The sequence below is a fragment of the Salipaludibacillus sp. HK11 genome, assembly GCF_047795645.1.
Lineage (GTDB): Bacteria > Bacillota > Bacilli > Bacillales > Salisediminibacteriaceae > Salipaludibacillus.
The window spans coordinates 958,662-976,931 of sequence record NZ_CP181045.1 but is presented as its reverse complement, the minus strand read 5'-3'; the positions used below and the strand labels follow the sequence as shown (position 1 = coordinate 976,931).

Sequence of the window (18,270 nt, the reverse complement as noted above, 5' to 3'; positions counted from 1 at the left end):
TATTTAAGAGCGAGAGATCTCCACATCACGTACCGCAAAAGGTTTGGTAATTTTCATCTAAATCCGCAGGCGGTTCCGCAAAATCAGCCTGAGCAGAAGTATGCGCGTAAGGCTTAGAAAGAATATCCAGTAATTGCCCCATTACGCTATAGTCTCCTCGTTCGACTACAGCTTCAAGTGCATCTTCTACCCGGTGATTCCGAGGTATCACCGCAGGATTACTATTACGCATTAACTCATGCGCTGCGGCATTCGATAACTGTTGCTTGTTTAGTCTCGTCTGCCAGCGCTCGTTCCACTTAGCAAACTCATCACTCTCAAACAGCTCCGTCCCCTTTGCCTTATCAAACGTTAAAGCGATGAATGTATTCGTATAATCAGCACGATACTTTTGCATAATCGTAAGAAGATCTTCAATAAGCGATTTATCGTCCTCTTGTTCATTAAATATTCCTAATTTTCCTCTCATCCCTACGAGCCAGTGGTTGAGGTACAATTTCGAAAAGCCAGAAATTTCTTCCTGAGCAAGCTTGACCGCTTCTTCTTGATTATCATGTAGCAGCGGCAATAGCGTTTCCGCAAATCTCGCCAGATTCCACCCGGCAATATACGGCTGATTACCGTAAGCATAACGGCCTTGAACGTCAATAGAACTAAACACCGTTGATGGATCATACGTATTCATGAATGCACAAGGACCGAAATCAATCGACTCTCCACTAATTGCCATATTGTCCGTATTCATTACCCCGTGAATAAAGCCAACGAGATTCCATTTAGCAACAAGTTCTGCCTGGCGTTTGATTACTTCCTGTAGTAAGAAATGATAGCGATTCTCGGCACCATCAAAATCTGGATAGTGTCGTTGCAATGTATAATCAGCTAACACCTGTAAATCCTCAACCGTCCCTAACTGAGATGCATATTCAAAGGTCCCAACACGAATATGACTTGAAGCAACGCGAGTCAGGACCGCACCAGGTTGATTGGTTTCACGAATAACCGGTTCACCGGTTGTCACAACAGCTAAGCTGCGGTTAGTTGGAATATCGAGTGCATACATCGCTTCGCTGATAATATATTCACGTAACATCGGTCCAAGAGCAGCTCGACCATCACCACCGCGAGAGTATGGTGTTCTACCTGAACCTTTGAGTTGAAGATCAAACCGCTTACCATCTGGAGTGACCTGTTCCCCAATTAGAAGAGCTCGGCCATCCCCTAACATCGTAAAATTTCCGAATTGGTGTCCCGCATATGCTTGAGCAATAGGTACAGAACCTTCTGGAACCTGGTTCCCTGCAAGAACATCCACACCATCTTCGCTCTCTAATTCCTCAACATTCAATCCGAGAGATGTAGCTAACGAACGATTAAGAAAAATTAACTTTGCTTCGGATACTGGATTTAACTCAAGTTTCGTAAAAAAAGGTGTTGACAAACCTGCATAACTGTTTTCTAAGTTCCATCCTGCGTTTGTAGTTCCGTTTCTCTGTGACATCATATCCCCTTTTCGTTTTTTGTCTACTTTAATTATGTATTATTCCATTCTAGCTATTTTATTCTATTATACCTAACCAGATAAGAGCCTATGCAATCATATGCGTCACAATGTCCGGAGAGACCTAACGATTAGATTCTACTTTCGTATCTCGATCAGGCAATTTCTTAGCGAAATGCGAAGGATAATGTGGTGACATCGTTTTGAAAAGCCGATCCCAAATAACCGTATAAAAACCGAAGTTATAATTTTCTTGATGATGATGCTGTGTGTGGTAAGTACTTGTTGATATCCATTTTGATAGAGGGTGTTTCACCCACCAACTTGGAAATGGTTCTACTCCTAAATGAGCGATAAGGCCGTAAACGACATTTAGAAATAAGTAACCGGCAATCCCAATCCACGAAGCTGGATAAATGCACAACACTACAATCCATAACAATCCAAAACCAAGGTTTTCTAACGGATTTAATGCAAATAATGTAATTGGCCTTGGATCTTCAAAACTATGATGAGTTTGATGAATAAACGGATATAGCTTTTTCATATGAGCAAACCTATGAAATACGTACATTAAAAAGTCCATAATCAACAGTAATACAACAATGTCGAGCCAATCGAGTAAACCAAAACTTGTACTTAAAACAATAACATCATTTTTCCATAAGTAAAAGCCTAGCAAAGTCACACTTGTATTAAGAATGACGGATAAAACTGCTAATCCAACCTCACTCGGACGAGTCGTAATGATCGATGCCACTGGCCGCTTATAGAACCAGATCACAAGCTTATTCCCAATAAGAATACAACTTACTAGAATCATTATATTTAACAGAAATAACAGAATGGTAGCATTCAGCCATGATGCCCCTTCTAACCAATTTAAAAAGGAATCAAACATCAAATAAACCTTCTTTCATACAAGAAATCAAGTAAAAAAAATGTCTTATCTTCTCTGTACCACAAGGAAATACTGTGAAAGATTACGCTAAAACTATTAGCAACAGCCACATTTCCGAACGTCTTTTTGATCATGTGGCTTTTGATTATCCATCTTTTGACTTCCTTTCGTTTATTTTACCACAAAAATCCCATAAACAAACGATACGTACACCGTTTGTATGCACCTACTAAAGTCAAAAATACTATAATACAAAAGGTGCCTGCCCCTATGGACAGACACCTAAATCATTAAAAAACAATCGTTTTATTTTTATGAACAATAATACGGTCTTCTATATGCCACTTCACCGTTCGAGCTAATACGCTACGTTCGATGGAAGTACCTATTTTCTTTAACCTCGCAACATTATCACGATGATCGACACGAGCGATATCCTGATCGATAATCGGTCCCTCATCAAGATCATTCGTCACATAATGAGATGTTGCTCCAATTAACTTTACTCCACGGTCATACGCACGCTCATATGGTTTTGCACCAATAAAGGCAGGTAAGAAAGAATGATGAATATTAATAATTTTATTTGGATGTGCTTCAACAAATTCTGGTGTTAAGATTTGCATATAACGTGCCAAGACAATGAAATCAATCTCATAATCTTTCAAAAGTTGTTGTTGTTTTTCCTCAACTTGTTTGCGAATATCTTTATTCGCTGGAATATAATAAAATGGGATATTGAGTCCTTCTACAACTTCTCTCGCCGCTTCATGATTACTTATAACAAGAGCAATGTCAGTCGTTAAGTCCCCACTTTGCCATTCCCATAGAAGTTCTTGCAAACAGTGTAGCTCTTTTGATACAAAAATAGCAGCTTTTTTTACGTTATAGATATGATTTAAAGTCCATACCATCGAGAACTTCTCAGCAATGATAGCAAGTTGCGCCTCCATGTCATTTGTTTTATCTTTCAAAGATGGACATTCAAATTCAATTCGAATAAAAAAGGTTCCATCACCAGAATTTGTTGAATATTGACTTGATTCAACAATATTCGCGTTAAACGAAAAAAATAAATTAGAAATTGCCGAAACAATTCCTGGTTGGTCTGGACAACTAACTAACAGACGTCCACGATTCTTATTACTTTCTTGAAAAACTTTAATTTTATCTTCTATATATAAGTTCATTGCAAAAACCTCTCTATGATTGATAGAAATCATTATACATGAAATCACCTTAATTGGTGAATGATTTTTTAAAAAGAATTAAATTAATTTTCACTTTATCGTCTGTTTATTATTTTTCTTCCTGTTCCAATTTCTTAATGACGTCTTGCGCAAAATGGCCTAAGTTCCCTTTTGAATATGCTCTAATAACTTCTGGCAAAATGGAACGTAATGCCTGTTCTTTAAACAGATCCGACAAACCTTGTTCACCCAATTCTTGCTCGAGTTCTCTAGCAACCTTAATCGCATGATAGGTTGATAATTTATTTATTTTTTCAACGATAGATTCTTTATCCACTACCACCTGACCAAGTTTTGAAAAACATTGATACACTTCCTGGTATTCCTCTTTTTCTACTACCTCTTCCGCTGTTATAAAAAGTCCGTTCCCATAACGTTTTAAACTTTCCGAATGACCGACAAACTTCATCCCGGTCCATGTTAAGTCCGGAAATGCTTTTCTTAATTTTTCCGTTGGCATGCTCGTCGCCATATTGATCAACGTCGTATGTTGCAAAGTGAGCCCCTTAGATTGGTGGTAATCGTTAATAAAAGGTATCACGTTATTTGCCGGAAGTGCTAAAATTAAAAAATCTAATGAGGCTAAGTCTGCTTTTTGTAATATTCTAGTCCGAGGATAACTTTTCGTAGTCTCAGTTACTTTATCTATATTCGGATGGTAAATACCTATAGGCATGTTGCAGTGATTAAATTGGGTAAGAATCGCTTCACCTAACTTCCCAATACCAACAATACCCCAATTGTCATTCATAAATGGTTCCTCCTTTAAATGAAAGCTCAATAAAGTGACATTACCAACTATATAAAACAAGCTCTTTTGTCATAAAATGGTTGTTTAGCAGAGTAAACAAAATTTAGAGCCGTAAATAAACTAAGTAAAATGCATTTCTGTTCTTGTATTCATTATTTATCTAGATATTGTACAAATGGTCAAGTAAAAAAGGAACGGCGATAGATTTCTCCGTTCCTTTTTAATTAAGTTTTCAATTGGTTTAATGCTTGTTTCACATTGGGCATCGTTTTAAGAGAGTTGATATCGATCTGAAGTTCTACCGCTTTTTTAGCAAGTTCTGGCCTTATACCCGTGTACAAGACAGAAATTCCTAGAAGCTCAATAATTGGATTTATTTTATAGATAAATTCTGCAACAACATCATCAAAATTATAAATCCCGGAAACATCTATAATTAAATGGTCTAAATGATACTTTCCAATTTTTTGCGGAATCGTATCTAGCATTTGTATGGTTCGAGCTTCGTTTAAATCCCCTACAAGAGGAAGAACAGCAATTCCTTCGGATACAGGTACAATCGGAGTCGCTATTTCATTCATTACTTTTTTTAGATTATTCTCCGCTTCTTTTCGTGGAGTTATATCCCGCATAATAGATTGAATCGCTTCTGTTTGACCAAACATTACTGGATGACAGTATAGTTCAACCTCAGCAATAGTACCATCAGCTCTAATTACTGTTGTTTCTATTAATTCGCCGGAACTTCTCTCTTCTGTTCCCTTTCGAATTCTTTCAATAATTAAATCTTTATAATCATCCGTAAAAACGTCAATAATATTAGCACCCATAAAATCTGCTTTCGTTGCTCTTAAAAATTCTGCACCTGATGCATTTATGTATAATACCTCATGGTTCGAGTGAATTACCGTAGTCTCAAATGAGTATTCAACAATTTGTCGATACATTTCCTCTTTTTCACTAATAGTTAAGTCATTATTTTTTGCGAATTCGTCCAAATCTTCAACCCCTTAAAATGAAAGTTTCCATTCCATATTATCCAGAAACAAAAAATAATCTCTTTAATAAAAATAAATCATGAAAATTCTATTATATCTTACCATAACTATACATCAACTTGTTAAACCTTTCATCATAAATTACTATAGATTTAATCTATCATTTAAAAAGATTTCCTTCTCAAAATGATAGAGTAGAATCTATAAATGAGTATGCTAGTTATGCTAGAACCGTTCAAGATAATTGCTGAATTCCAGCCAGTGTAAGGTTTAGAATATTATCTGGATTCAATTGGACAAGTGGTTGAGCAATGGAAACTAATCGACTACAATAAATTTAGTAGATTGATTCTACTAGGAAATCAATACTTTCCTCCATATAATTTTTTGATAGAAGACATATCGATGAGAATAAATGATTGCCCTGTTGAGGTAGGTAAAAACGATTCGCTGTTGTGATCAATTTTTAGGTTTAACTTTTATACTGGCAAAATTAGAGTCGCTATTTAATTCAACAGTCCCCCTCCAACTGGATGGGGACCTTAAATTATGTATTTTGTTGACACTCCAGACAATACCCATAAACCTCAAACTTATGACCAGTAATAACAAACCCTTCTGATTCAACAGAAATTGTACTCATTGGACAGAAATCAATTCGGTGAATCTTTCCACAATGAATACAAATTAAGTGGTGCTGATGTTTGGCTTGATGAGAAGCTAAACAGTAAATCGTTTCTCCTCTCCATTCTGTTGACTCTATAATGCCAAGCGATTCGTATAAAGTGAGATTACGGTATATCGTATCCAAACTTATGGTTGGAAAAAAAAATTTCATTAAACGATACACACTTTTGGCAGACTTATATCGACTCTCTTGGCCAAAACAAGTGAGGATTCGTTTCCGTTTATCAGTCATTTTATATCCTGCTTCGCACAATCGCTCAATGATCCAATCCATTGGCACGATCTCCTCCCAAATACACTTATATCAAGTTTTCATCCTGTTAATTCTCGTTTTAAACAATCACAATGATAAAAATATCCTTACAGATAGTAGAATAATTGAAGCAGAAAGAACCGCAGTACTAACTTGTTTTAATACAAGTCTTATCATGTATGACTTTCCCATTTCTTTTTTTATTGCCCATAATGTTACTGCACATGCCGACAATGTTGAAGCCAAATAAACAAGCACAAACAATTCACCTGATGTAATACTTTGTAATAACGCCCCTTCCCCTTGATTCAATAACAAAATTCCATCTTTTCGAATAATTGAAAAAAGCATAATCACTCCAGATTCGGCTGGGAAATGTAAAAATTCAAATACAGGACCTACTTGTATTCCTAACCACCGCACTAAACCTAAGACTTCTAATATCGATGCTAGGGCACATATTAGTAGAAATATTGGAATTGCTTGCAATAAAAATTGGTTTAGTGAGTTTTTTAATTTGTTCATTATTTTTTTCCAATTTAGAGCTTTCCGTAATTTCGGTTTTAGAAAAAAAGATAGATTTCTCTCTTGTTTTCCATACCAAAACCTAGTATGCATTGCCCCTACAACAAATAAAATGAGCAAGTAAGGAATAAATAGCCATGGCTGACCGATGACATGAAAAATGGATAATGTTGCTCCAATTTGATAACTACAAGCAGAACCAAAGGAAATCTGTGAAACACAAGCACCTCTTGTACAGGCTTTACATGCTTGCGTTTGATAGATTGCCACTACATTACATCCATAACCTGAAAGAATCGGCACTAGATCTTGCCCGTTTAAACCTATTTTTCGTAACCAAGGATCGAGATGTGTCGTAACGACTTCCTTTAGCCTTAATTCATCTGATATTGCAATACTGAAACTAATAAATAGAACGACTGGGAATGCCCATACAAAACTGAAAATACCCAATGTTAGGATGCCATAATTACCTATTAACAGTTGCTCTATAAATGTAGGGAAAACGATAACCAGAGATTTTATAGGTGCTAATATGTTAATTTCCACTAAAGGCTCTATCCAACCAGATAGGTTATAAGCAAGAATCACTGGAAGTCCATAAATCAACAATATCCCCAGTAAACACCCAAGTCTTTTCAACGTTAACAGAGGATCTCGTCTTTGCGATCCCTCTTTTACATCTAACAGATACATGAATCGTCACAACAAGATAAGTCATCCAAGTACATTCCAGCATCTTCGTATTCTGCCATGACTTCTTCATTTACTGGATGACCTAGTCGAATGCAAATTTCTTCTGCTACAATCGCAAACCTTTGTCTAAATTTATAGATAAAACAGAAGATGACATCTCTATGCTCAACCTGAGGACCAACGAGAAATAATCCTTCTGTAACAGTCGATTCATCCCTTTCAGTTAGTTGTAATTTATTTTCACTATCCCAAACAAACTTGTCAGGTAAGAGAGAAAGGCTAGTCCGGTACCCTGTTGCTAATAAGGGCGGTGTTTTTGTGTGTACTTGTTTCCCATTTGACAGTTCTATACTGAAACCATCATCTTCACCAATAACCCTTAGCGTTTTTGAATTGTCGATTAATCTAATTAATGATGGCGCTCTTTTTAACCGATCTAAAGTAAATGGGGAAAGCGATTTGCTAGGATCAGGATCATCATTTTGCCAAGTTGGTGTTTTTGTAAGAATCGTTGATGGAATACCTTGTGAACTCAATTGAATTGCAGCATCAACTCCACTTTCAGACCCTCCGATAATAAAATAGTGATCTTCTTTACAATTTTCCCAACTAGAAATCTGACTTGTATGAAGACAATGCTGAGCTCCTGAAAAAGGTTGACTGTTTGGATAGTGAAACTCTCCTGCTGCCCAAATAATAAAGAGAGATTTATATGTACCTTCATTTGTTTGCACAAAAAAAGTATCTTTTTTCTTATCGACACTTTTCACTTCCACTTTTTCTTCAATCGGTAGTTCAAAGTGCTCCGCAACTTTACTAATATATGTGGCATAATCCTCTCCACTTAAGTGTTCTGATTTAAAGCTGTATCCTGGTGATGTATTAGGTACAATCGCGTTCAAGTCTAACAAACCAAAACCGTGTCCTGGAAACGATGGTGTTAGTAACCTCATTTCTTTTGTCCATTTTTTAAAGGTACTTGCTACTTGGTCCTTATCCAAAATTAAAAAATCAGATAATCCGAGTTGTTTTAATACAGCACCTACCCCAACACCCGCAGCTCCACCACCAACGATTATAACATCATAGCAATGAGAATCTTTGTGTTCATTTATCATTTATAGACCTTCTTTCTTCACTTCTAAATTGAATTTTTTTCTGGTAATCCTTAAATACTCCTCAACTAAAATATTCACGGAATTATTATAGTGAAAAATCACAAAACGTAATGATTCCTATTTATAAATATTAATCAATTTATTGGTTGAAGTCAAGGTTAATTCTACCAACTTACTTTTTGACACTTACTTTCAAGTTTTACAGCATCACTAAAAAATAACAGCGCCTGGGCGTTGTTCTTTTTCATATTTTAAGAAGGTTTAACTTCGCTAAAGGATTAAAGCATAAAATAAAATAAGGCTTTCGCCATGAAGGACTTGGCGACAAGCCTAGTTTTTTCTAATCAATATGTTGTAAATCTTAACGTCTTTTGTATCAAGTAGAGGATGTAGCGTGCTGTACTAAGCTTGTCGGCATGTGTATCGTAATCTAATGTGTAGTTAGCGTCATCGTTTTGCCACAGTCGAGTAAAGTAATCATCGACTTCTTCGATGAACTCACTATCATTTGATGCGAGAAAATTTAAGTTATTTTCTAAATTATAGTTATCCAAGTTGCGAGAGGTAAAGTTGGTCGAACCACCTATCACTTGGCTTTCTTCCTCACCTCGAATATAGATGATTTTCGAATGATACTGTTCCTCATTCACGTTATACCAGCGAATCTGAATGTTATTGTCATCTCTTTCCAAAAGCTCACTTGCAATTGGAATATTGGGTAACCCGATTTTTTCCTGACCGAAGGCATTCTCATTTGGATCAAGTATTAGTCTAACGTTTACACCGCGATCGGCAGCTTGATTAATTGCTTCGATGATGTGTCTATCTGACAAATAAAACATTCCAATCCAAACCCAATTCCCTTGGGTAGCCTGGTCTAGAGCATCAATAATCGCGTACTCAATTTCCTTCTCTGTGACTACTTGCCCCTGAATTGTTCCGCCATCACTACTATCATCAGATGCGATAATATCTGTCGGAAAGTATGAAGTATCGCCTCCTGAAAATGCTGCTACTGCTTTCTCGACTTCGATCATATCCTCTAAAATCGTTCCCTGAACACGAAAAGCGATGTTTGAATGATACGCACTTGCATCATGTGGATTAGCTGATAAATACATACCACTTTTTTCACTGATCACGGCCTTTCGATGGTTGGCTTTAATATTCAACAAATTCAAGTAAGAACGTAAGGTGACATCCGGCGATGATCTTCCTTGTGCATTTGGTATCCAGCCAGTTCCAGATTGTCCAAACCATTGAAAGAACATTCGCCAAAGCCCAGAATATAAGAGGTTTGGATCGCGGAGTTTTGTCAGATCGGTATAAATTACCTCTGCGCCTAACTCAGCTAGCGAATCAATATGTTCCGCTTCATGAGAGCCGTAAGTCGTGTTGATCTCATCAGTAATTATAATGACGTTCAATTCTTGATTGTCAGCCATTTGCTGCTCGATTTTTGCCGAGAAATCAGCACTGAGAGATGGAAAGTCTCGTGACTCATTAGAAAATTCATTAATCATGAACATGTCAATGATTAGAAATTCCTCTGCTTCCTCAATCAGTGTGTACACTTCGTCAAAAATATGTTGCTCGTATACCTCTTCACCATCCTGTTGATAGGTTAAATCATAGAGGAAAGTCACGTCATCTTCAGAAAGCGTGTGCATGTCTCCACTGTAAGATACACCGGCGGGTAGAGATTTTACTTGGTGATAGATTAAAACAATAATATAAATCAATAAGACAAATATAAGGAGCAAATAACGTTTTTTCATTGTAGGTTCTCCGATCATCTAGATGAATGATTTTGCATTTCTATCTATACCCGGTATAGGTAGATGAGAATCCTGTTTTTTTAAATTGGTTACCTTTAGTAGTTATGTATATCTTCACAAATAATGCGCTCCTTTATCCAACACAAAAAAACATGAAAGCATTAGTTAAAATAATGCTTTTCATGGCTTTTTATGTTTTTGAATTATCAACTAAAAATATTACCACTTAAATATTTATGTGTCCTTCTAAATAAGCTACTGCTTCCCCAGATATTTTGACGGTTTCACCTGAATCAACACAATACAGCTTTCCACCTCTTTCAGATAATTGCAATGCCTCAAGATCAGTTTTGTTTAATACTTTTTTCCAATATGGAATTAACGTACAATGTGCTGAACCAGTTACTGGATCTTCATTTATCCCTGCCTTTGGTACAAAAAACCTTGATACAAAATCTACTTTATTTCCTTTTGCTGTTACTATGACACCAAGGCCATCTAGTTTTTTCAATTCATCCATGTTTAAATCTAAACTTAGAATATCTTGTTCTGTTTCATAAACCGCCATATAGTCACGTGACAGATAGACTTCCTTTGGTGCCTTGCCTAAGCCTTTAACTAGTGCCTCTGGAGGATCGCATTTTTCTCCTTCCCTTGAAGGAAATACTAATGTAAATAGTGAACCATTCTTAAATACTTCTAAAATCCCACTTTGTGTATGAAACGTGATATCGCTTATATTTTCATCTAAATACGTACATATCACATATGCAGCGGCCAATGTCGCATGTCCGCATAAATCAACTTCATCTTCAGGAGTGAACCATCTCAACTCATATCCGTTATCTTTTTTAACAAAAAAAGCTGTTTCCGATAAATTATTTTCAGCGGCAATTTTTTGCATTAAATCATCTTTTATCCACGCTTTTAATGGACATACTGCTGCTGGATTGCCTCTAAATTGGTCACTTGTAAAAGCATCTATTTGGTATATTGGTATTTTCATTTGGAAGCCCCCTCGCATATTTATAAATTCACTATAAATATTATTCTTTGTGAATTCTGAAATCCCTTTATATTTTTGTGAACTTGTAAGTAATCTTTACAACTTGCTTTAATTTAAAACATCAGTCAACAAGCACTAATATTTAGAGACTCGAAGGCAGTAGGAGAACCGTGCCTTCGGTTTCATAATTCTTGTTATGTAATCTGACAGGTTTGAAGACGATTATTAGAATCATTGCTAATATAATACCTACATACGAATAAAAGCCTTTCTAGGGTTCCGTTTTACTGTTGGTAAAGCCTGGTCCGAAGAGAGAACATTTGATCCTAAATGTGCACATGGGAGGAAAAGTCCAGTGAAGAATAATTATTATTCTTCCTGGACTTTTTATTATATAAAGAGCTCTATCTATATTTCATAAAACAAGGGAGGATTTAAAATGGCACAAGATCATGAATATGCTTTACAACCTGTACCACTGGAAAGTCGTAAAAGTTTCTTGAAGATGCTGATGGTAATGATGGGCTTCACCTTTTTCTCAGCAAGTATGATTTCCGGTGGTACACTTGGAAGTGGGTTAACCTTTACACAATTTATTTTGATTGTATTAGCGGGAAATCTCATATTAGGAGTTTATACTAGTGCGCTAGCATACATCGCAGCTAAGACTGGTTTATCTACACACTTATTAACCCAATATGCATTTGGTAGAAAAGGATCTTACTTAGCTTCTTTCCTGCTTAGCGCCACACAAATTGGGTGGTTTGGTGTGGGGGTTGCGATGTTTGCTTTTCCTGTCCACCAAGTAACAGGGATCAACACGTATGTCTTGATTTTTGTGGCTGGAATATTAATGACCGCTACTGCTTATTTCGGTATGAAAGCCCTAACTATTTTAAGTTTTATAGCCGTACCTTCGATTATCGTTCTGGGAAGTATGTCAGTTGGGATTGCTACTGATTCATTAGGTGGCATACAAGGCTTAATCGATCAACAGCCAGCAGAGACGCTTGGTCTAGCTGCAGCATTGACTATTTGTATTGGTTCATTTATTAGTGGCGGTACGCTAACTCCAGACTTTGCTCGATTTGCTAAAACAAAAAAATCAGCCGTAACTTCGACGTTAATTGCCTTTTTTATCGGAAATTCACTCATGTTTACTTTCGGGGCAGTCGGTGTTATTGCAACAGGTGTTTCTGACATATCCGAGGTTATGTTTATTCAAGGGCTAATTATCCCTGCGATTTTAGTACTCGGTCTAAATATTTGGACAACGAACGATAATTCCCTTTATGCTTCAGGACTAGGATTTTCTCATATAACCAAAATCGACAAGAGCAAAGTCGTCATTTTTAATGGATTAATCGGAACGATCTTAGCCATTTGGTTATACAACAATTTTGTCAGTTGGTTAACGTTTTTAGGATCGACTTTACCACCCATTGGTGCTATTCTTTTAATCGACTACTTCATTTTACGCCGGGCAAAATATTCATCATTTGCACAAACAAATTTTAAAACAGTTAATTGGGCGGCCATTATTGCTTGGGTGATTGGTGTACTAAGTGCGCAGTTCATTCCTGGGATAGCACCAATTAATGCCCTGATTGGATCGGCAGCTTCATTCCTTGTATTATCCTTATTACAAAATAAATATATTGAAACAAATACAACAGTAGAAAGGGTGAGTTAATTCATGATTATAGTTAATGCCAACCTTCGAAATAAAGAAGGTCTTTGGAACATTTTCGTTAAAGATGGGAAAATTAAGAAGATTTCACAACAAAAGATATCCGAAGAAAATGAAGAAGTAATAGATGTTGATTCAGCTCTTGTCTTACCTCCATTTATCGAACCTCATATTCATTTGGATACGACATTAACGGCCGGACAACCAAAATGGAATCAAAGTGGAACCTTATTTGAAGGGATTAAAAATTGGTCAGAAAGAAAAGAATCATTAACAATAGAAGATGTTAAAAAACGAGCAAAAACAGCATTGAAATGGCAAATCGCTCAAGGAATTCAATATGTTCGCACACATGTTGATGTGACAGATCCTACCCTGACAGCATTGAAGGCACTATTGGAAGTAAAGGAAGAAATGGCCTCACTTATCAACCTGCAAATAGTTGCCTTTCCACAGGAAGGGATTTTATCCTTTCCTAATGGGAAGGAGTTAGTGGAAGAATCTCTGTTAATGGGGGCAGACGTCGTGGGAGGGATTCCACACTTTGAATTCACTAGAGAATATGGTGTGGAATCTGTTAAAATCGCTTTTGAATTAGCCGAAAAGTATAATAAATTAGTTGATTTTCATTGCGATGAAATTGACGATGAACAATCGCGTTTCTTAGAAGTAGTTGCAGCCGAAGCATATCGATTAGGGATGGGAGAAAAAGTTACCGCAAGTCACACTACAGCAATGCATTCCTATAATGGCGCTTATACAGCGAAGTTGTTCCGTTTATTGCAGTTAGCCAACCTCAACTTCGTAGCTAATCCATTAGTGAACATTCATTTACAAGGTCGCTTTGATACGTACCCAAAACGACGCGGTATAACTAGAGTGAAAGAATTGTTAGAGGCAGACGTAAATGTATGCTTTGGCCACGATGATATTTTCGATCAATGGTATCCCTTAGGTACAGGAAATATGTTACAAGTTTTACATATGGGGCTTCATGTATGTCAGTTAACGGGGTATGAACAAATTGTCAATTCAATTGATTTAATTACTACGAACAGTGCTAAAACACTGAATATTCAAGAACAATACGGCATCGAAGAAGGCAAACCAGCTAATTTAATTGTTATGGCGTCCGAGAATGAGTATGATGCTGTTCGAAGGCAAACACCTGTCCTATACTCTATCCGAAACGGGTCTATTATTGCTGAAACTAAACCTAGTAAAACCAAAATTATCGTTAATGATTCAGAGGAAGTCATTACTTTTAAAAGCGAGTAGACATCTACTCGCTTTTAATAAAATAATATTGCATCCAGCAAATAACAAACCACATACTTCAAAATAAAAGGAGGTTTGTTCAACCATATTAACAATTCTAATTTCAATCATCTCAATACTCTTCGTTCGAACTATTCGGTTATTCCGGGTAGTTCATTTTCGTATGGAGTCGTGATTTAGACAATTATTTAGAGACTCGAAGGAAGCAGTAGAACCGTCCCTGCGCTTCTGTGATTATTCGGTTTCGATTGCGATGGCTTTTGTTTCATGAACGGTACCAAATGGATGTTCTGGTGGTGCATAGATGGAGTAAAGCTTAATTGTTTCATTACCTGTATTAGTTAGATTATGCCACTTTCCAGCGGGGACAAAGATCGCATAATCTGTAAAGACATTATCTTCAAAGTCTAAATTAAATTCACTGTCCCCCATTTGAACCAGACCTTCCCCTTGTTCCAAGCGAAGGAATTGATCAAGATGTGGATGTACTTCTAGACCGATGTCCTCACCAACACCAATACTCATTAAAGTCAATTGCAAATGCTTTCCTGTCCACAACGCCGTGCGGAACGTATCATTTTGCTTCGTAACTTTCTCCATATTAACGACAAAAGGTGCTGATCCGTAGTCTTTTATAGCATCATCATTTAAAGACCTTAATTGTGTCATATTCGCTCTTTCGCCAGAAGAAGCACGTAAAAATGCATGTTGGATCTCTCGATATTTAGTAATCAATGCGCTCTTTCTAAATTCTTCAGAACTCTCTACTCCCTTATCTTGAGCTATCTGTAATCCTTCTAGATAACTATCAAAACTCATGTTATTAACGTGATACGCAGGCTGCCTTCCAGTAAGTGAGGAATAAAGGTTCGTAAATTGATATAAATGTTCCTTTTTGTTTTTTAAAGCATGAAGAATGTCATTTTTATGCTTTTCGGTTGGTGCCACTTTTGCTAATCGCTGATATAGCTCAATTGACGAAGCGACTCTTTTTATCCCAGTAAGAATAACTTCACTTTCTTGTTGCTCATAATCTTGTTGACTTCGTGACATATATTCTGAGTTATTTACTTGTGCGTTCGCGTTCGTGTAATAAGGATGCAGATACGGATTTGGCACATAATTATACACTTTGTTCATCCCCTTTAATGATTTATACAGTAATCATATGCCTACCTCTTTAAAACGTACGTTTATTTTAATGCCTGATAAAATATGAACGATTTCCAACATTAATAAAAAAAGTGCTCGACCATATGATTGTCGCACACGGTCAAGCACGGAAAGAAATAAATGTACCATGTATTTTAAAATTCAGGAAACATTCTTATTTGTCAGCATTTGCCCCTTTTTTTTCAGAAGCATTACCTTAATCGCTATCGCTAGAAAAACTATCGCTACAAAAATCATGCTCCCTGACAGAAACATATACATAAACCGAATCGACTCATTGCCAAATAAAACACCTATCCCATCGAGAACAATTGGCGAAGAAAATTGTCCAAAAAACAGCATACTTGTAACAATCGCCATCGCTTGAACGGTTTGTGATTTCGGTACTTGACGTGATACTTGGTCAAATACAGTAGGTAAAATCGAGCCAAATCCAAACCCCATAAAACCAACACCTAGACCAATGAAGAATAAATGATTTGAAATAGCAACGATGAAAAAACCGGTACCCATTAGTAATAATTGGAATGCGATAAAATAAGTTTGAAATAATCGTTTAACTCTACCTAATAGTAATCCAGCAAAAAATCCTGCTGCTGTTGCTATCGATATAACAGCTCCTGAACTTTGTGAGTTGCCAATTCCTTCTTCTTGGATATATAAAGCCATGTTCGTAGGAACCGAATAAAATGCTAGAACGATAAAGAACATCGCAGCTCCATAAGCGTATAGTTTTTTGGGTAATGGTGCGACCGTCATACCTGGCACTTTCTTCTCAGGCCTCGTAGTCGGTAAATATAATAACACAACAATTGCTGCAACAATAACTAGACTATAAACGCTGAATGCCATCCTCCAACTCACCGCAGCTAAAAAACCTGACATTAGAAACAGTACAACGCCACCTAGATTATTAGCAGCACTTACTTGCCCCATAGTTGCAGTTCTCTCTTCTCCATCAAAAAAATCAGCGACAAGTGCCGTCGATATTGGCATCAGCAATCCAACACCTACTCCTAATAATGCGCGACAGAGTAGCAGAAGTTCTATACTTGATACCAAGCCCCCTCCTAATCCACCAATTAAGTAAAATAACATTCCGACAAAGAGAATATGTTTCTTTGAAAAGCGTCTTGTTAAATGACTAGAAACAAATATGAAAGGAATTATCATCACAGAAGGTATCGTTAATATTAATTTTATTGATGTTTCACTTACATCCGGAAAAGCAAGGGCAATGTCACCAAGTGCAGGAGATATTGCGGCTCCCGCCATTACAGTTAATAGCGAAACAGAAAGAATCGCCATTTTTAATAGAATTTTATTCATCTAACCCCAACTTTCTACCTGTTTCTTCATAAATCCAACTCGTTGTTACATTTTTGGATGCAATTTTTTTAAGAACACGCTTTGTTGTAGCAACATCTTCTTCCGCAATTCCTTCTGTCGCCTTAATTAATGTTATAGTAACAAGCTCCATTAGTTTCTCTTGTTGTTCTTTTCCTATCTCCGTTAAGTAAATTCTTTTACAACGCGCATCAACAGGATCTTTCCTTCTATAAATAAGTTCTCGATTTAACATATTTTGAATAAGTCGGGACACACTCGCTTGATCTTTGCCTGTTCGTTCTGCAAGTTCAAGTTGGCTAAGCCCATCTTGATTCCATAACTGAACTAATATCGTCCAATGTTCGGTAGTTACATTGAACCCATGTTCGGAAAATACTCGTTGCACACTAGTTGATAGAGATCGACCAGCATTAGCAACAAGAAAACCTAGCGAATCTTCTAACCTATATTCAGACACTGGACCATCTCCTTAATCACTTTTACTATCGTACAGGCAAAATACTTGTTTATGCAAGTATTTTGCTTTTATGTTAAGTCGGTATTCATTTATCATGCATAATACGGCGCTTCTTCTGTTGTATCTTTTTCGCTCTTTCTTTCATACAGCACAAGATGCCTAATCTTCTACATTATCTTTGCAAATCAAGTTTGCTTTCCGGAAAAGTTTCCTAGTAACCCGAAAATAAAAAAGACTATCTCCAATGATAATTTTGAGAAAGTCTCATTTCATATATATACTTGATAAGAATTTTTACCAGCAAGATAGCATCGTTAGACCTTTCGTCTAAATAAAATGCCTGATCCCCAATCCGCTAAATATTAACAGACTGGTGGACCAGACATTAGAATACTATATCTCTCCATCAATTTCAAAATAAATATCACCTAGAGAGTGTTTCATTATAATGAAAAATATCAACTTAATTATTTTAAATTTTCAGTCATTTATAACGCTTACAACAATAATAAAACAAAACTAGCTATACCGCCTTTTTTGATAAGAATTCCCGAATTTTCTCTATAGGAATTCCCATATCATATGCCTTTTGGATCAGTTCAACCCACTCATTATCTAGTTTTTCAACTGAATCATTAATAGAGCTTAGCATCATTTATCCCCCTGTTATTGAGGCAACCACAGCAATCATAGTCATTCAACCTTAGACCTGTGGCTTTGCGTCCTAAACTTTCGATTAGTTTGCCTTTATCTTTATTTTTGGTTCTATTATCATTGAAATAAGCATCTCTTTGGCTCATAATAAACAACAACTTATCGAATCAAAAAACAAAGGTTCACAGTTAATTGACCCTTTTA

General features: G+C 36.5%; 16 protein-coding genes and 1 riboswitch. Of the genes, 2 read left to right on the top strand and 14 right to left on the bottom strand.

Annotated elements, in window-relative coordinates; translation table 11 throughout:
- Nucleotides 1-25: 25 nt before the first annotated feature.
- The 10 genes from ACM26V_RS05090 to ACM26V_RS05045 form a co-directional block, all read right to left on the bottom strand.
- Nucleotides 26-1,501, bottom strand: a complete 1,476-nt coding sequence (locus ACM26V_RS05090) for a protein adenylyltransferase SelO (protein ID WP_416151790.1) — start codon at nt 1,499-1,501, stop codon at nt 26-28.
- A 124-nt stretch (nt 1,502-1,625) separates the two neighbouring features.
- Entirely contained in the window at nt 1,626-2,402 is a 777-nt protein-coding gene (locus tag ACM26V_RS05085; protein WP_416150358.1) for a sterol desaturase family protein, read from the bottom strand.
- A 290-nt stretch (nt 2,403-2,692) separates the two neighbouring features.
- Complete coding sequence (gene purU, locus ACM26V_RS05080) at nt 2,693-3,592, bottom strand: formyltetrahydrofolate deformylase (RefSeq protein WP_416150357.1); 900 nt, start codon at nt 3,590-3,592, stop codon at nt 2,693-2,695.
- Nucleotides 3,593-3,701: 109 nt separating this feature from the next.
- Nucleotides 3,702-4,403, bottom strand: a complete 702-nt coding sequence (locus ACM26V_RS05075) for an NAD(P)-binding domain-containing protein (protein ID WP_416150356.1) — start codon at nt 4,401-4,403, stop codon at nt 3,702-3,704.
- A gap of 224 nt (nt 4,404-4,627) precedes the next feature.
- Nucleotides 4,628-5,401: a PAS domain S-box protein gene (locus ACM26V_RS05070; RefSeq protein ID WP_416150355.1), complete on the bottom strand. Its 774-nt coding sequence runs from the start codon at nt 5,399-5,401 to the stop codon at nt 4,628-4,630.
- Nucleotides 5,402-5,948: 547 nt separating this feature from the next.
- Nucleotides 5,949-6,362 carry a Fur family transcriptional regulator gene (locus tag ACM26V_RS05065; protein WP_416150354.1) on the bottom strand — a complete coding sequence of 138 codons (414 nt, stop codon included), beginning with the start codon at nt 6,360-6,362 and terminating at the stop codon, nt 5,949-5,951.
- A 66-nt stretch (nt 6,363-6,428) separates the two neighbouring features.
- The gene (locus ACM26V_RS05060) at nt 6,429-7,562 is read right to left on the bottom strand and encodes a nucleoside recognition domain-containing protein (RefSeq protein WP_416150353.1); all 1,134 of its coding nucleotides are present in this window, start codon (nt 7,560-7,562) and stop codon (nt 6,429-6,431) included.
- Nucleotides 7,550-8,680 carry an NAD(P)/FAD-dependent oxidoreductase gene (locus tag ACM26V_RS05055; protein ID WP_416150352.1) on the bottom strand — a complete coding sequence of 377 codons (1,131 nt, stop codon included), beginning with the start codon at nt 8,678-8,680 and terminating at the stop codon, nt 7,550-7,552. Before ACM26V_RS05055 ends, ACM26V_RS05060 begins: the two co-directional genes overlap by 13 nt.
- Before the next feature lie 344 nt (nt 8,681-9,024).
- Nucleotides 9,025-10,458, bottom strand: a complete 1,434-nt coding sequence (locus ACM26V_RS05050) for a phospholipase D family protein (RefSeq protein WP_416150351.1) — start codon at nt 10,456-10,458, stop codon at nt 9,025-9,027.
- Between the two features lie 226 nt (nt 10,459-10,684).
- Entirely contained in the window at nt 10,685-11,464 is a 780-nt protein-coding gene (locus ACM26V_RS05045) for a PhzF family phenazine biosynthesis protein (protein ID WP_416150350.1), read from the bottom strand.
- 439 nt (nt 11,465-11,903) lie between these two features.
- Between ACM26V_RS05045 and codB the strand changes: the two genes are divergently transcribed.
- Both codB and ACM26V_RS05035 read left to right on the top strand, forming a co-directional pair.
- Nucleotides 11,904-13,157, top strand: a complete 1,254-nt coding sequence (gene codB / locus ACM26V_RS05040; protein ID WP_416150349.1) for a cytosine permease — start codon at nt 11,904-11,906, stop codon at nt 13,155-13,157.
- Between the two features lie 3 nt (nt 13,158-13,160).
- Nucleotides 13,161-14,432: a cytosine deaminase gene (locus tag ACM26V_RS05035; RefSeq protein WP_416150348.1), complete on the top strand. Its 1,272-nt coding sequence runs from the start codon at nt 13,161-13,163 to the stop codon at nt 14,430-14,432.
- Nucleotides 14,433-14,666: 234 nt separating this feature from the next.
- Here the strand turns inward: ACM26V_RS05035 and ACM26V_RS05030 are convergent, their stop codons facing one another.
- The 4 genes from ACM26V_RS05030 to ACM26V_RS05015 all read right to left on the bottom strand — a co-directional run bounded on the left by ACM26V_RS05030 (nt 14,667) and on the right by ACM26V_RS05015 (nt 18,067).
- Nucleotides 14,667-15,563 (bottom strand): cupin domain-containing protein, encoded by an 897-nt coding sequence (locus tag ACM26V_RS05030; RefSeq protein WP_416150347.1) that lies wholly within the window; start codon nt 15,561-15,563, stop codon nt 14,667-14,669.
- Between the two features lie 183 nt (nt 15,564-15,746).
- Complete coding sequence (locus tag ACM26V_RS05025) at nt 15,747-16,934, bottom strand: MFS transporter (RefSeq protein WP_416150346.1); 1,188 nt, start codon at nt 16,932-16,934, stop codon at nt 15,747-15,749.
- Nucleotides 16,927-17,412: a MarR family winged helix-turn-helix transcriptional regulator gene (locus ACM26V_RS05020; RefSeq protein ID WP_416150345.1), complete on the bottom strand. Its 486-nt coding sequence runs from the start codon at nt 17,410-17,412 to the stop codon at nt 16,927-16,929. Before ACM26V_RS05020 ends, ACM26V_RS05025 begins: the two co-directional genes overlap by 8 nt.
- Before the next feature lie 523 nt (nt 17,413-17,935).
- Nucleotides 17,936-18,067 (bottom strand): anti-repressor SinI family protein, encoded by a 132-nt coding sequence (locus tag ACM26V_RS05015; protein ID WP_416150344.1) that lies wholly within the window; start codon nt 18,065-18,067, stop codon nt 17,936-17,938.
- A gap of 15 nt (nt 18,068-18,082) precedes the next feature.
- Nucleotides 18,083-18,168: riboswitch (cyclic di-GMP riboswitch) on the bottom strand.
- Nucleotides 18,169-18,270: the final 102 nt, after the last annotated feature.

What these genes read in the sequence shown, in the direction of transcription:
- ACM26V_RS05090 (WP_416151790.1), bottom strand. Translation starts at nt 1,501, where the DNA reads ATGTCACAGAGAAACGGAACTACAAACGCAGGATGGAACTTAGAAAAC.
- ACM26V_RS05085 (WP_416150358.1), bottom strand. Translation starts at nt 2,402, where the DNA reads ATGTTTGATTCCTTTTTAAATTGGTTAGAAGGGGCATCATGGCTGAAT.
- purU (WP_416150357.1), bottom strand. Translation starts at nt 3,592, where the DNA reads ATGAACTTATATATAGAAGATAAAATTAAAGTTTTTCAAGAAAGTAAT.
- ACM26V_RS05075 (WP_416150356.1), bottom strand. Translation starts at nt 4,403, where the DNA reads ATGAATGACAATTGGGGTATTGTTGGTATTGGGAAGTTAGGTGAAGCG.
- ACM26V_RS05065 (WP_416150354.1), bottom strand. Translation starts at nt 6,362, where the DNA reads ATGGATTGGATCATTGAGCGATTGTGCGAAGCAGGATATAAAATGACT.
- ACM26V_RS05060 (WP_416150353.1), bottom strand. Translation starts at nt 7,562, where the DNA reads ATGTATCTGTTAGATGTAAAAGAGGGATCGCAAAGACGAGATCCTCTG.
- ACM26V_RS05055 (WP_416150352.1), bottom strand. Translation starts at nt 8,680, where the DNA reads ATGATAAATGAACACAAAGATTCTCATTGCTATGATGTTATAATCGTT.
- ACM26V_RS05050 (WP_416150351.1), bottom strand. Translation starts at nt 10,458, where the DNA reads ATGAAAAAACGTTATTTGCTCCTTATATTTGTCTTATTGATTTATATT.
- ACM26V_RS05045 (WP_416150350.1), bottom strand. Translation starts at nt 11,464, where the DNA reads ATGAAAATACCAATATACCAAATAGATGCTTTTACAAGTGACCAATTT.
- codB (WP_416150349.1), top strand. Translation starts at nt 11,904, where the DNA reads ATGGCACAAGATCATGAATATGCTTTACAACCTGTACCACTGGAAAGT.
- ACM26V_RS05035 (WP_416150348.1), top strand. Translation starts at nt 13,161, where the DNA reads ATGATTATAGTTAATGCCAACCTTCGAAATAAAGAAGGTCTTTGGAAC.
- ACM26V_RS05025 (WP_416150346.1), bottom strand. Translation starts at nt 16,934, where the DNA reads ATGAATAAAATTCTATTAAAAATGGCGATTCTTTCTGTTTCGCTATTA.
- ACM26V_RS05015 (WP_416150344.1), bottom strand. Translation starts at nt 18,067, where the DNA reads ATGATGCTAAGCTCTATTAATGATTCAGTTGAAAAACTAGATAATGAG.